The sequence below is a fragment of the Flavobacterium sp. genome (assembly GCF_028712645.1).
Lineage (GTDB): Bacteria > Bacteroidota > Bacteroidia > Flavobacteriales > Flavobacteriaceae > Flavobacterium.
This window is the reverse complement of the sequence record NZ_JAQTPQ010000110.1, coordinates 1-11,283: the sequence shown is the minus strand read 5'-3', so window position 1 is coordinate 11,283 and position 11,283 is coordinate 1. Positions and strand designations below refer to the sequence as shown.

General features: G+C 34.1%; 23 protein-coding genes. 22 read left to right on the top strand and 1 reads right to left on the bottom strand.

Going from position 1 to position 11,283, the window contains the following annotated elements:
* From PHC28_RS09940 to carA, 22 genes are all read left to right on the top strand, one after another.
* A partial coding sequence (locus PHC28_RS09940; RefSeq protein WP_300099428.1) for a ribosomal protein L16 occupies positions 1-120 on the top strand: 120 nt, incomplete at its 5' end.
* A gap of 13 nt (positions 121-133) precedes the next feature.
* Positions 134-325 carry a 50S ribosomal protein L29 gene (gene rpmC, locus PHC28_RS09935; RefSeq protein WP_073370563.1) on the top strand — a complete coding sequence of 64 codons (192 nt, stop codon included), beginning with the start codon at positions 134-136 and terminating at the stop codon, positions 323-325.
* Positions 326-342: 17 nt separating this feature from the next.
* The gene (rpsQ, locus tag PHC28_RS09930; protein WP_269241939.1) at positions 343-603 is read left to right on the top strand and encodes a 30S ribosomal protein S17; all 261 of its coding nucleotides are present in this window, start codon (positions 343-345) and stop codon (positions 601-603) included.
* Between the two features lie 2 nt (positions 604-605).
* Positions 606-974, top strand: coding sequence for a 50S ribosomal protein L14 (gene rplN, locus PHC28_RS09925; protein ID WP_100843387.1), 369 nt, complete (start codon positions 606-608; stop codon positions 972-974).
* Between the two features lie 10 nt (positions 975-984).
* Positions 985-1,299, top strand: coding sequence for a 50S ribosomal protein L24 (gene rplX, locus PHC28_RS09920; RefSeq protein WP_035668111.1), 315 nt, complete (start codon positions 985-987; stop codon positions 1,297-1,299).
* 2 nt (positions 1,300-1,301) lie between these two features.
* Complete coding sequence (gene rplE / locus PHC28_RS09915; protein ID WP_133277482.1) at positions 1,302-1,853, top strand: 50S ribosomal protein L5; 552 nt, start codon at positions 1,302-1,304, stop codon at positions 1,851-1,853.
* 3 nt (positions 1,854-1,856) lie between these two features.
* Positions 1,857-2,126, top strand: coding sequence for a 30S ribosomal protein S14 (gene rpsN / locus PHC28_RS09910; protein WP_073370557.1), 270 nt, complete (start codon positions 1,857-1,859; stop codon positions 2,124-2,126).
* 73 nt (positions 2,127-2,199) lie between these two features.
* Positions 2,200-2,598, top strand: a complete 399-nt coding sequence (gene rpsH / locus PHC28_RS09905; RefSeq protein ID WP_300099404.1) for a 30S ribosomal protein S8 — start codon at positions 2,200-2,202, stop codon at positions 2,596-2,598.
* Positions 2,599-2,616: 18 nt separating this feature from the next.
* Complete coding sequence (gene rplF, locus PHC28_RS09900; RefSeq protein WP_300099401.1) at positions 2,617-3,159, top strand: 50S ribosomal protein L6; 543 nt, start codon at positions 2,617-2,619, stop codon at positions 3,157-3,159.
* An 11-nt stretch (positions 3,160-3,170) separates the two neighbouring features.
* On the top strand, positions 3,171-3,521 hold the full coding sequence (rplR, locus tag PHC28_RS09895; protein WP_300099398.1) for a 50S ribosomal protein L18: 351 nt from the start codon (positions 3,171-3,173) through the stop codon (positions 3,519-3,521).
* Between the two features lie 5 nt (positions 3,522-3,526).
* Positions 3,527-4,051 (top strand): 30S ribosomal protein S5, encoded by a 525-nt coding sequence (rpsE, locus tag PHC28_RS09890; protein ID WP_300099395.1) that lies wholly within the window; start codon positions 3,527-3,529, stop codon positions 4,049-4,051.
* A gap of 12 nt (positions 4,052-4,063) precedes the next feature.
* Positions 4,064-4,246: a 50S ribosomal protein L30 gene (gene rpmD / locus PHC28_RS09885; RefSeq protein WP_300099392.1), complete on the top strand. Its 183-nt coding sequence runs from the start codon at positions 4,064-4,066 to the stop codon at positions 4,244-4,246.
* 10 nt (positions 4,247-4,256) lie between these two features.
* Complete coding sequence (gene rplO / locus PHC28_RS09880; protein WP_300099389.1) at positions 4,257-4,709, top strand: 50S ribosomal protein L15; 453 nt, start codon at positions 4,257-4,259, stop codon at positions 4,707-4,709.
* Positions 4,710-4,722: 13 nt separating this feature from the next.
* On the top strand, positions 4,723-6,069 hold the full coding sequence (gene secY / locus PHC28_RS09875) for a preprotein translocase subunit SecY (protein WP_300099386.1): 1,347 nt from the start codon (positions 4,723-4,725) through the stop codon (positions 6,067-6,069).
* A 4-nt stretch (positions 6,070-6,073) separates the two neighbouring features.
* Positions 6,074-6,289: a translation initiation factor IF-1 gene (gene infA / locus PHC28_RS09870; protein WP_007136545.1), complete on the top strand. Its 216-nt coding sequence runs from the start codon at positions 6,074-6,076 to the stop codon at positions 6,287-6,289.
* Between the two features lie 11 nt (positions 6,290-6,300).
* Entirely contained in the window at positions 6,301-6,417 is a 117-nt protein-coding gene (gene ykgO, locus PHC28_RS09865; protein ID WP_073370549.1) for a type B 50S ribosomal protein L36, read from the top strand.
* A 2-nt stretch (positions 6,418-6,419) separates the two neighbouring features.
* Positions 6,420-6,794 (top strand): 30S ribosomal protein S13, encoded by a 375-nt coding sequence (gene rpsM, locus PHC28_RS09860; RefSeq protein WP_300099382.1) that lies wholly within the window; start codon positions 6,420-6,422, stop codon positions 6,792-6,794.
* An 8-nt stretch (positions 6,795-6,802) separates the two neighbouring features.
* Positions 6,803-7,186, top strand: coding sequence for a 30S ribosomal protein S11 (rpsK, locus tag PHC28_RS09855; RefSeq protein WP_024981527.1), 384 nt, complete (start codon positions 6,803-6,805; stop codon positions 7,184-7,186).
* 92 nt (positions 7,187-7,278) lie between these two features.
* Positions 7,279-7,884 (top strand): 30S ribosomal protein S4, encoded by a 606-nt coding sequence (gene rpsD, locus PHC28_RS09850; protein ID WP_300099378.1) that lies wholly within the window; start codon positions 7,279-7,281, stop codon positions 7,882-7,884.
* A 20-nt stretch (positions 7,885-7,904) separates the two neighbouring features.
* A complete protein-coding gene (locus PHC28_RS09845; RefSeq protein WP_300099375.1) occupies positions 7,905-8,897 on the top strand; it encodes a DNA-directed RNA polymerase subunit alpha in 993 nt (330 codons plus the stop codon).
* A 33-nt stretch (positions 8,898-8,930) separates the two neighbouring features.
* Positions 8,931-9,440, top strand: a complete 510-nt coding sequence (gene rplQ, locus PHC28_RS09840; protein WP_300099372.1) for a 50S ribosomal protein L17 — start codon at positions 8,931-8,933, stop codon at positions 9,438-9,440.
* Between the two features lie 203 nt (positions 9,441-9,643).
* The gene (gene carA, locus PHC28_RS09835; protein ID WP_300099369.1) at positions 9,644-10,744 is read left to right on the top strand and encodes a glutamine-hydrolyzing carbamoyl-phosphate synthase small subunit; all 1,101 of its coding nucleotides are present in this window, start codon (positions 9,644-9,646) and stop codon (positions 10,742-10,744) included.
* A gap of 75 nt (positions 10,745-10,819) precedes the next feature.
* Here carA and PHC28_RS09830 read toward each other — a convergent pair.
* The coding region (locus PHC28_RS09830) for an alpha-amylase domain-containing protein (protein WP_300099366.1) at positions 10,820-11,283 on the bottom strand (464 nt) is incomplete at its 5' end.

The window sequence follows — 11,283 nt, the reverse complement described above, 5'->3', positions numbered from 1 at the left end:
AGAATTATGTTTGAAGTTGGAGGAGTACCTTTGTCAGTTGCAAAAGAGGCGTTACGTCTTGCAGCTCAAAAACTTCCTTGTAAAACAAAATTCGTTGTTGCTAGAGATTTCGAAGCATAATTAATTATATATTATGAAACAATCAGAAATAAAAGATCTTTCTGCAGCAGAGTTGCAAGAAAAACTTAACCAAACTAAGAAGGCATATGCCGACTTAAAAATGGCTCACGCTATTTCTCCAATTGAGAATCCACTTCAAATTAGAAGTGTAAGAAGAACAGTTGCAAGATTAGCTACAGAACTTACTAAAAGAGAGTTACAATAACTGTATTCTGCTGAAAGATGGAAGAAAAAAGAAATTTAAGAAAAGAAAGAGTTGGGGTTGTCACTTCAGACAAAATGGATAAATCCATTGTTGTTGCACAAGTAACAAAAGTAAAACACCCACTATACGGTAAGTTCGTGTTGAAAACTAAAAAGTATCATGCACACGACGAAAATAACGACTGTAACATTGGCGATACTGTAAGGATTAGTGAAACTCGTCCTTTGAGTAAAACAAAATGTTGGAGGTTAGTTGAAATCATTGAAAGAGCTAAATAATTATGGTACAACAAGAATCAAGACTAAAAGTAGCAGATAATACGGGAGCAAAAGAAGTTTTAACTATCCGTGTTTTAGGAGGTACCAAAAGAAGGTATGCCTCTGTTGGTGACAAGATTGTAGTTTCTATCAAAGATGCTGCTCCAAACGGAAACGTAAAAAAAGGAGCTGTTTCAACTGCAGTTGTTGTACGTACCAAAAAAGAAGTGAGAAGAGCCGACGGTTCATACATTAGATTTGACGATAACGCTTGCGTATTGTTGAATGCTGCTGGTGAAATGAGAGGAACTCGTGTTTTTGGTCCAGTAGCAAGAGAACTTCGTGAAAAACAATTCATGAAAATTGTATCATTAGCACCAGAAGTGCTTTAATTATTTTAAGATGATAAAGCTAAAAATAAAATCAGGTGACATAGTAAGAGTAATTGCTGGAGACCATAAAGGTGCTGAAGGTAAAGTTCTACGTGTTTACCGTGAGAAAAATAAAGCAATTGTTGAAGGTGTAAACATGGTTTCAAAACACACGAAACCAAGTGCAAAAAGCCCTCAAGGTGGTATTGTAAAAAAAGAAGCTTCTATACAAATATCTAACATATCTTTAATTGATCCTAAAACAAAGGAAACAACTAGAGTAGGAATTAGAGTTGAAGGAGATAAGAAAGTAAGATTTTCAAAAAAATCTAATCAAGTACTATAGTAATGGCATATATACCTAGACTAAAAGAAGAGTATAAGAACAGAGTAATCTCTGCTCTTAAAGAGGAATTCGGATACACAAACGTAATGCAAGTTCCAAAATTGGAAAAAATCGTTTTGAGTAAAGGAGTTGGTGCAGCTGTATCTGACAAAAAACTAATTGACTATGCTGTCGATGAGTTAACAAAGATCACTGGACAGAAAGCAGTATCTACTATTTCAAAGAAAGACGTTGCGTCATTCAAATTGAGAAAAGGGATGCCTATTGGAGCAAAAGTTACTTTGCGTGGAGAAAGAATGTATGAATTTTTAGACAGATTAGTTACTTCTGCCTTGCCACGTGTTAGAGATTTCAGTGGAATTAAAGCTACTGGTTTTGATGGAAGAGGAAACTACAATCTTGGTGTTTTAGAGCAAATCATTTTCCCAGAAATTGATATTGACAAAGTAAATAAAATATCTGGAATGGACATTACTTTTGTAACTTCTGCAGCTACGGACAAAGAAGCAAAATCGTTATTGGCTGAATTAGGTTTACCTTTTAAAAAGAATTAAGACATGGCTAAAGAATCAATGAAAGCCCGCGAGGTGAAGAGAGAAAAAACGGTAGCGAAGTATGCTGAGAAAAGAAAAGCTTTGAAAGAAGCTGGAGATTCTGTAGGTTTGCAAAAATTACCAAAAAATGCTTCACCAGTACGTTTGCACAATCGTTGCAAATTGACAGGAAGACCAAGAGGATATATTCGTCAATTTGGTATTTCACGTGTAACATTCCGTGAAATGGCTAACAACGGATTAATTCCAGGAGTTAAAAAAGCTTCTTGGTAATCAAACATTTATAAATTGGTTTCAGGTTCAATAGAATAGTTCTGTTGAAAACCGTTACCGCAAATCAATACATATGTATACAGATCCTATTGCAGATTATTTGACGAGAGTTAGAAACGCTGTGGCTGCAAACCACAAAGTTGTCGAAATTCCAGCATCTAATCTAAAAAAAGAAATAACTAAGATCTTATTTGATCAAGGATATATCTTAAGTTACAAATTTGAAGACAGCTCTGTTCAGGGTTCAATCAAAATCGCTTTGAAGTATGATAAAGATACTAAAGAGTCAGTAATTAAAGATATCCAAAGAATTAGTAAACCAGGTTTACGTAAGTATTCAGGTTCTTCTTCCATCCCAAGAATCCTTAACGGATTAGGAATTGCAATTGTTTCAACTTCTAAAGGTCTTATGACTGGAAAAAAAGCAAAACAATTGAATGTAGGTGGTGAAGTAATTTGTTACGTATACTAATTAAAAGACTTATAAGAGATGTCAAGAATAGGTAAAAATCCCGTTGTAATCCCTACCGGAGTGACTGTTGAAGTTGCAAATGGTATTATTACAGTAAAAGGAAAAAATGGTCAACTTACACAGGAATATTCAGATGTGACTGTAACAGTTGAAGGAGATCAAGTTCAAGTGGACAGATCATCTGATCACAAAGACCAAAGAGCAAAACACGGTTTGTACAGATCTTTAATCAATAATATGATTATCGGCGTTACAGAAGGTTTTACTAAAGAATTGGAATTGGTAGGAGTAGGTTATAGAGCTTCAAATCAAGGACAAAAATTAGATTTAGCTCTTGGATTTTCTCACAATATTGTTTTAGAAGTAGCTCCAGAAGTAGTTTTGGAAACTATATCTGAAAAAGGTAAAAACCCAATTGTGAAATTAACATCATTTGATAAACAACTTTTAGGTCAAGTGGCTGCGAAAATCAGAGGTTTCCGCAAACCAGAACCATACAAAGGAAAAGGTGTTAAATTTGTAGGTGAAGTATTAAGAAGAAAAGCAGGTAAATCAGCTTAAAAAATAACATTATGTCATTAACAAAACCTGAAAGAAGACAAAGAATTAGATTCAGAATTAGAAAAACGATAAGTGGTACTGCTACTAATCCAAGACTTTCTGTATTTAGAAGTAACAAAGAAATTTATGCTCAACTTATTGATGACGTAAATGGAGTTACTTTACTAGCTGCTTCATCAAGAGAAAAAGAAATAGGAAAAGGTACAAACGTAGAAGTTGCAACAGCAGTTGGAAAACTAGTTGCAGAAAAAGCGTTAAAAGCTGGGATTGAAACTGTAACTTTCGATAGAGGAGGTTATTTATATCACGGTCGTATTAAATCATTAGCGGAAGGCGCGAGAGCAGCTGGACTTAAATTTTAATAAGTATGTCTAGTAAATACAAAAATATTGAAATCGTAAAACCTAGTGGTCTTGAATTAAAAGATCGTTTGGTAAGTGTAAATCGTGTTACCAAAGTTACAAAAGGTGGTAGAGCTTTCGGGTTTTCTGCAATTGTAGTTGTAGGTGATGAAAACGGAGTAGTGGGTCACGGATTAGGAAAATCTAAAGATGTTTCTGAAGCAATTGCGAAAGCAGTAGAAGATGCAAAGAAAAATCTTGTGAAAATTCCTTTGAATGGGCAATCTGTTCCTCACGAACAAAAAGGTAAATTTGGTGGAGCACGTGTATTTTTAATCCCTGCCTCTCATGGTACAGGAGTTATTGCAGGTGGAGCTGTTCGTTCAGTACTTGAGTCAGTTGGAATACATGATGTATTGTCAAAATCTCAAGGATCATCAAATCCTCACAACGTGGTAAAAGCAACTTTTGATGCTTTATTACAAATGAGAAGTGCTCATACTGTTGCAAAACAAAGAGGCGTTTCTTTAGAAAAAGTTTTTAAAGGTTAATTCAAGGAAATTATGGCTAAATTATTAGTAAAACAAGTTAGAAGTAAAATCAACTGTCCTCAAACTCAAAAAAGAGGATTAGAGGCTTTAGGTCTTCGTAAAATGGGTCAAGTTGTAGAACACGATTCAAATCCAACTATCCTTGGAATGATAAATAAAGTTAAACACTTAGTTTCTGTAGAAGAAGCTAAATAACAAACACGTTATGAATTTAAGTAACTTACAACCTGCTGAAGGGTCAACACACAATCAAAATAAAAGATTAGGTAGAGGAGAAGGTTCTGGAAAAGGTGGTACCGCATCACGTGGACACAAAGGAGCAAAATCTCGTTCTGGTTATTCTAAAAAGATTGGTTTTGAAGGGGGTCAAATGCCACTTCAAAGACGTGTACCTAAGTTTGGTTTCACAAACATCAATCGTAAAGAATACGAAGGTGTAAATCTTGATACGCTTCAATTATTAGTAGATAATGGTATTGTAACAAATTCAGTTGATATGACTGTTTATGTAGCAAATCGTTTGGCAACTAAAAATGAAATCGTTAAGATTTTAGGAAGAGGAGAATTGAAAGCTAAATTAACAGTAACCGCTCACAAATTTACTGCTACTGCAAAAGCTGCTATTGAAGCTGCTGGTGGAGAAGCTGTAACAATATAATTTTTCAATCAGTATGAAGAAATTTATTGAATCAATAAGTAATGTTTGGAAAATCGAGGAACTAAAAAACAGAATCCTAATCACATTAGGAATCTTAATCGTTTATCGTTTTGGAGCACATGTTACGCTTCCAGGAATTGATGCTACACAATTAAATAGTTTAGCAGGGCAAACCCAAAAAGGATTAGGTTCTATTTTGGATATGTTTACTGGTGGTGCTTTTTCTAAAGCTTCAGTTTTCGCATTAGGTATTATGCCTTATATTTCTGCCTCAATTGTTGTTCAGTTAATGGGAATTGCGATTCCATATTTGCAAAAACTTCAAAGTGATGGAGAAAGCGGAACTAAGAAAATTAATCAAATTACCCGTTGGTTAACAATTTTGATTACATTGGTTCAAGGACCAGGATACATTTACAATCTATACAGAACATTACCTAGTAGTGCTTTCTTGTTAGGATTTAACTCTGTTGAATTTGTATTTTCTTCGGTAGTGATTTTGACTACAGGTACAATATTTGCTATGTGGTTAGGAGAAAAAATCACTGATAAAGGAATTGGAAACGGAATATCACTATTAATTATGGTTGGTATTTTGGCAAGATTGCCACAAGCTTTTATTCAAGAGTTTGCTGCCAGAGTTACTAATAATAATGGTGGACCAATGTTATTGGTTGTCGAAATTATTATTTGGTTATTAATCATTATCTCTTGTGTATTGCTAGTAATGGCAATCAGAAGAATCCCAGTTCAGTATGCGCGTCGTACTACATCAGGTGATTTCGAAAAAGATATGATGGGAGGTAACAGACAATGGATTCCATTAAAATTAAATGCAGCTGGTGTTATGCCAATCATTTTTGCTCAGGCAATTATGTTCATTCCTGCTGCTGTAGCAGGATTGTCTAAATCAGATGCTTCACAATCAATCGTTGGTGCTTTTAGTAATATGTTCGGATTTTGGTATAATTTTGTTTTTGCAACACTTATTGTTGTGTTTACATTCTTTTATACTGCGATTACGATTCCTACAAACAAAATGTCCGATGATTTGAAAAGAAGTGGTGGTTTTATTCCAGGTATCAGACCAGGAGTTGACACCTCTGATTTTCTTGACAAAGTGATGTCTTTAATAACCTTCCCAGGGTCTTTATTTCTTGCTTTTATCGCTGTGTTCCCAGCAATTATTGTAAGTCTTATGGATGTTCAACAATCTTGGGCAATGTTTTTTGGAGGTACATCATTAATAATTATGGTTGGTGTCGCAATCGATACGATACAACAAATCAATTCATATTTGTTGAACAAACATTATGATGGTTTGATGAAAAGTGGAAAAAATAGAAAAGCAGTAGCTTAATCTTATGGCAAAACAATCAGCAATAGAACAAGACGGATCAATAATTGAAGCATTGTCAAATGCAATGTTCCGTGTTGAGTTAGAAAATGGACATATAGTAATTGCTCATATATCTGGAAAAATGCGTATGCATTACATCAAATTATTACCTGGTGATAAAGTGAAACTAGAAATGAGTCCTTACGATTTGTCAAAAGCAAGAATTACTTATAGATATTAAAGATATTCAAAATGAAAGTAAGAGCATCAGTTAAAAAAAGAAGTGCCGAGTGCAAGATTGTACGAAGAAAAGGCAGATTATACGTAATCAACAAAAAGAATCCTAGATTTAAACAAAGACAAGGATAATTATGGCAAGAATAGCAGGGGTAGATATCCCAAAAAACAAAAGAGGAGTTATCGCTTTAACCTACATCTTCGGAATTGGTAAAAGTAGAGCAGTTGAGATTTTAGAAAAAGCTCAAGTTAGCCAAGATACAAAAGTACAAGATTGGAATGACGACGAGATCGGAGCAATTCGTGAAGCTGTATCATTTTTCAAAATTGAAGGTGAACTACGTTCAGAAATTTCCTTAAACATCAAACGTTTAATGGATATTGGATGTTATAGAGGTATCCGTCATAGATCTGGTCTTCCATTAAGAGGACAAAGAACTAAGAACAACTCTAGAACAAGAAAAGGAAAAAGAAAAACTGTTGCCAACAAGAAAAAAGCAACTAAATAATAAGTAATATGGCTAAAGCAACTGCAAAAAAACGTAAAGTTATCGTTGAATCAACGGGAGAAGCTCATATTTCTGCTACCTTCAATAACATCATCATTTCTTTGACAAACAAAAAAGGTGAAGTTATTTCTTGGTCATCAGCTGGTAAAATGGGTTTCAGAGGTTCTAAAAAGAACACTCCGTATGCAGCCCAAATGGCAGCAGAAGATTGTAGTAAAGTAGCGTTAGAAGCTGGACTTAAAAAAGTAAAAGTGTATGTAAAAGGACCAGGAAACGGACGTGAGTCTGCGATTCGTTCTTTGCATAACGGTGGAATTGAAGTAACTGAAATCATTGACGTTACTCCAATGCCTCACAATGGATGTCGTCCTCCAAAAAGACGTAGAGTTTAGTACTCAAAATAATTTATAGTATAACCTAGATTGAATATCGATTATCGAAGGATAAGACCTGAATTCATAATCTCAATCTTAAACAATTTAAAATGGCAAGATATACTGGTCCAAGTACAAGAATCGCCCGTAAATTTGGCGAAGCAATTTTCGGAGACGACAAAGCTTTCGAAAAAAGAAATTACCCTCCTGGACAACACGGGATGGCTAAAAAAAGAGGAAAAAAATCTGAGTATGCTGTTCAGTTGATGGAAAAGCAAAAAGCTAAATATTCTTATGGAATTTTAGAAAAACAATTCAGAAATTTATTCGAAAAAGCATCAGCTACTAAAGGTGTTACTGGTGAAGTTTTATTACAATTGTGTGAAGCAAGATTGGACAATGTAGTTTATAGAATGGGAATTGCTCCTTCTAGAAGAGGTGCTCGTCAAATCGTTTCTCACAGACACATCACTGTTAATGGGGAAAATGTAAATATTCCTTCTTACCACCTTAAACCTGGTGATAAAGTTGCTGTTCGTGAAAAATCTAAATCAATAGAAGCTATCGAACGCTCTTTGTCTAATTCAAGTCATGTTTATGAATGGATTACTTGGAATAACGAACTTAAAGAAGGTACTTTTGTTTCTGTACCAGCTAGACTTCAAATTCCAGAAAACATTAAAGAACAATTAATCGTAGAGTTGTACAACAAATAATAATTGACTTAGTCGAAATTATGGCAATATTTAATTTTCAGAAGCCCGATAAAGTTATCATGATCGATTCAACCGATTTTGAAGGTAAATTTGAATTTAGACCTTTAGAACCTGGTTACGGATTGACAGTTGGTAACGCACTTAGAAGAGTTTTGCTTTCAGCATTAGAAGGTTATGCAATTACATCTGTTCGAATAGAAGGTGTAGATCATGAGTTTTCTACTATCTCAGGAGTTGTTGAAGACGTTACCGAAATCATTCTTAATCTTAAACAAGTACGTTTCAAACGTCAAATTGAAGATATAGATAATGAATCAGTTACTATTTCTGTAACAGGTAAAGATCAATTAACAGCTGGTGATTTCCAGAAATTTATTTCAGGTTTCCAAGTTTTGAATCCAGAACTTGTAATCTGTAATTTAGATCCTAAAATTAAACTACATTTCGATTTAACTATCGAAAAAGGTAGAGGATATGTTCCTGCTGAGGAAAACAAAAAACAAAATGCTGCAATTGGAACTATTTTTACTGACTCTATTTTTACTCCTGTAAAAAATGTTAAGTATTCAATAGAAAACTTCCGTGTAGAGCAAAAAACAGATTATGAAAAATTAGTTTTCGAAATAAAAACTGATGGTTCTATCAATCCAAAAGATGCACTTACAGAAGCTGCCAAAGTTTTAATTCACCATTTCATGTTGTTTTCTGACGAAAGAATCACACTTGAGGCTGATGAAATCGCACAAACAGAATCGTATGACGAAGAGTCATTGCATATGAGACAATTGCTTAAAACCAAACTTGTTGATATGGATCTTTCTGTAAGAGCATTAAATTGCTTAAAAGCGGCAGAAGTTGATACACTTGGGGATTTAGTATCTTTCAATAAAAATGACCTAATGAAATTCCGTAATTTCGGTAAAAAATCTTTAACTGAACTAGACGAACTAGTGGCAATTAAAAATTTAAACTTTGGAATGGATTTAGCAAAATACAAACTAGATAAAGAATAATCTAAACCTTCAAAGGTTTAAATTTACATAGCAATGAGACACGGAAAAAAATTCAATCACTTAAGCAGACAGACTGCACATAGAAGTTCTATGTTGGCTAATATGGCTTGTTCTCTTATCGAGCACAAACGTATTAACACTACTGTTGCTAAGGCAAAAGCGCTTAAACAATTTGTTGAGCCATTAATAACAAAATCTAAAGATGACACGACTCATAATCGTCGTATCGTTTTTGCTTACTTACGTAGCAAATATGCAGTAACTGACTTGTTCAGAGACGTAGCTGCAAAAGTTGGTGACCGTCCAGGTGGATACACTCGTATCATTAAAGTTGGAAATCGTTTAGGAGATAATGCTGATATGGCAATGATCGAATTAGTAGATTTTAATGAACTTTACAATGGTGGTAAAAAAGAAGTTAAAAAAGCAAAAAGCCGTCGTGGTGGTAAAGCTAAAAAAGCGGATGAAGTTGTTGAAGCACCTGTTGCTGAGACAGAAGCTCCAGCTGCTGAACCTGAAACGCCAACAGAAGCTGCTGAATAATTATGAAAATAATCATTCTATAAAAAACAAGGATAAACTTTTATTAGTTTGTCCTTTTTTTTTGATTTTTTCAAAAAATATATATTTTCAAAAAACGTTGCTTTCACTGCTTTAAAAAATTAAATTTGCAAAATATTTAACTACTGATGAAACGTAGCATAGCGAAGTTCCATAAGACCAATGAAAAACAATAACTACGACGAATGAAATACACAACACGACAAAGTGCCATACTATTATTAAGTGACGGAACAATTTTTTATGGAAAATCCATTGGAATTTCAGGAACCACTTTTGGCGAAGTTTGCTTCAATACTGGAATGACGGGATATCAAGAGATATTCACGGATCCTTCTTATTTTGGACAAATAATGGTGGCGACTAATGCTCACATTGGAAACTACGGGGTAAATGATAAAGAAATTGAATCCAAAAGTATCAAAATAGCTGGATTGGTTTGTAAAAATTTTAGCTTCAATTACTCTCGTGAAGATGCTACTGAGAGTTTGGAAGATTATTTTATCAAACAAAACTTAATCTGTATTTCTGATGTTGATACCCGTGGATTGGTAAGTTATATTCGTGACAATGGAGCAATGAATTCAGTGATTTGTACAGATGGAACACCAATTGATGAATTAAAAGCTGCCTTGGCAAAAGTTCCAGATATGAAAGGTTTGGAATTGGCTTCAAAAGTTTCTACCAAAGCACCTTATTTTTATGGAAGCGAAAGCGCAACTTACAAAATCGCTGCATTGGATTTAGGAATAAAAACTAATATCCTACGTAATCTTGCAAAAAGAGATTGTTATATCAAAGTATTTCCATACGATTCAAAATATTCAGAATTGGCAGCATTCAATCCTGATGGGTTTTTCTTGTCAAATGGACCTGGTGATCCAGATCCGCTTTTTAGTGCCATTGAAGTTGCAAAAGAAATTTTGGAAAATGATAAACCATTATTTGGAATCTGTTTAGGACATCAAGTAATTGCTTTGGCAAATGGTATTTCTACTTACAAAATGTTTAATGGCCACCGAGGAATAAATCATCCTGTAAAAAACATCATTACTGGGAAAGGGGAAATAACTTCTCAAAATCACGGTTTTGCAGTAAACAAAGAAGAGCTTGACAATCATCCTGATATGGAAATCACACATCTTCATTTAAATGATGGAACTGTTGCTGGAATGAGAATGAAAAACAAAAACTGTTTTTCTGTTCAATACCATCCAGAAGCTAGTCCTGGCCCTCACGATTCATCTTATTTATTTGATCAATTTATCGAAAATTTGAAAAAGTAAACATTTTTTCAAATGTTTATGTTCATAAAAAAAGCTCCCTTTTTTGTGGGAGCTTTTACGTTTAGTTTTCTTATGTTAAATATTTGGAGACCAAACAGTATAACTATTTGGCGGACATTGAATTTTTACCCATTTGTCTCCTTGGGTTGTAGGATACCAAGTAGAAGCTCCTGTAAAGTCCTTGATTTGGGTATTTGTCCAATTGGTAGGAATCCATCTTTCTAGCCAAGCTGATGAATTGTTGATATAAACCACTAATCCAGGATTTCCATTGTAGCCATTTCTTCTAGCAATATACTCATCATTATCAGCATATAAAATTGATGTTGTTCCTGTAGCTTTATTATTATGAATCCATATTAGGTTGTTTAGTTTTGCTTTGTCTAGCCATTCTTCATAATCTCTATAAAAAATGGTAGGATATCCTTCATGCGTTAGAATATAAGCGTAAGCCAATTGTTTGTTCCAAATTATATCTGTATCATGATTGGTAACAAAAGTAACCGCTTTGAAGGGGTTTCTTTTCCACATCATATCAT

Coding starts and splice junctions, on each gene's coding strand:
- rpmC (WP_073370563.1), top strand. CDS start 134: ATGAAACAATCAGAAATAAAAGATCTTTCTGCAGCAGAGTTGCAAGAA.
- rpsQ (WP_269241939.1), top strand. CDS start 343: ATGGAAGAAAAAAGAAATTTAAGAAAAGAAAGAGTTGGGGTTGTCACT.
- rplN (WP_100843387.1), top strand. CDS start 606: ATGGTACAACAAGAATCAAGACTAAAAGTAGCAGATAATACGGGAGCA.
- rplX (WP_035668111.1), top strand. CDS start 985: ATGATAAAGCTAAAAATAAAATCAGGTGACATAGTAAGAGTAATTGCT.
- rplE (WP_133277482.1), top strand. CDS start 1,302: ATGGCATATATACCTAGACTAAAAGAAGAGTATAAGAACAGAGTAATC.
- rpsN (WP_073370557.1), top strand. CDS start 1,857: ATGGCTAAAGAATCAATGAAAGCCCGCGAGGTGAAGAGAGAAAAAACG.
- rpsH (WP_300099404.1), top strand. CDS start 2,200: ATGTATACAGATCCTATTGCAGATTATTTGACGAGAGTTAGAAACGCT.
- rplF (WP_300099401.1), top strand. CDS start 2,617: ATGTCAAGAATAGGTAAAAATCCCGTTGTAATCCCTACCGGAGTGACT.
- rplR (WP_300099398.1), top strand. CDS start 3,171: ATGTCATTAACAAAACCTGAAAGAAGACAAAGAATTAGATTCAGAATT.
- rpsE (WP_300099395.1), top strand. CDS start 3,527: ATGTCTAGTAAATACAAAAATATTGAAATCGTAAAACCTAGTGGTCTT.
- rpmD (WP_300099392.1), top strand. CDS start 4,064: ATGGCTAAATTATTAGTAAAACAAGTTAGAAGTAAAATCAACTGTCCT.
- rplO (WP_300099389.1), top strand. CDS start 4,257: ATGAATTTAAGTAACTTACAACCTGCTGAAGGGTCAACACACAATCAA.
- secY (WP_300099386.1), top strand. CDS start 4,723: ATGAAGAAATTTATTGAATCAATAAGTAATGTTTGGAAAATCGAGGAA.
- infA (WP_007136545.1), top strand. CDS start 6,074: ATGGCAAAACAATCAGCAATAGAACAAGACGGATCAATAATTGAAGCA.
- ykgO (WP_073370549.1), top strand. CDS start 6,301: ATGAAAGTAAGAGCATCAGTTAAAAAAAGAAGTGCCGAGTGCAAGATT.
- rpsM (WP_300099382.1), top strand. CDS start 6,420: ATGGCAAGAATAGCAGGGGTAGATATCCCAAAAAACAAAAGAGGAGTT.
- rpsK (WP_024981527.1), top strand. CDS start 6,803: ATGGCTAAAGCAACTGCAAAAAAACGTAAAGTTATCGTTGAATCAACG.
- rpsD (WP_300099378.1), top strand. CDS start 7,279: ATGGCAAGATATACTGGTCCAAGTACAAGAATCGCCCGTAAATTTGGC.
- PHC28_RS09845 (WP_300099375.1), top strand. CDS start 7,905: ATGGCAATATTTAATTTTCAGAAGCCCGATAAAGTTATCATGATCGAT.
- rplQ (WP_300099372.1), top strand. CDS start 8,931: ATGAGACACGGAAAAAAATTCAATCACTTAAGCAGACAGACTGCACAT.
- carA (WP_300099369.1), top strand. CDS start 9,644: ATGAAATACACAACACGACAAAGTGCCATACTATTATTAAGTGACGGA.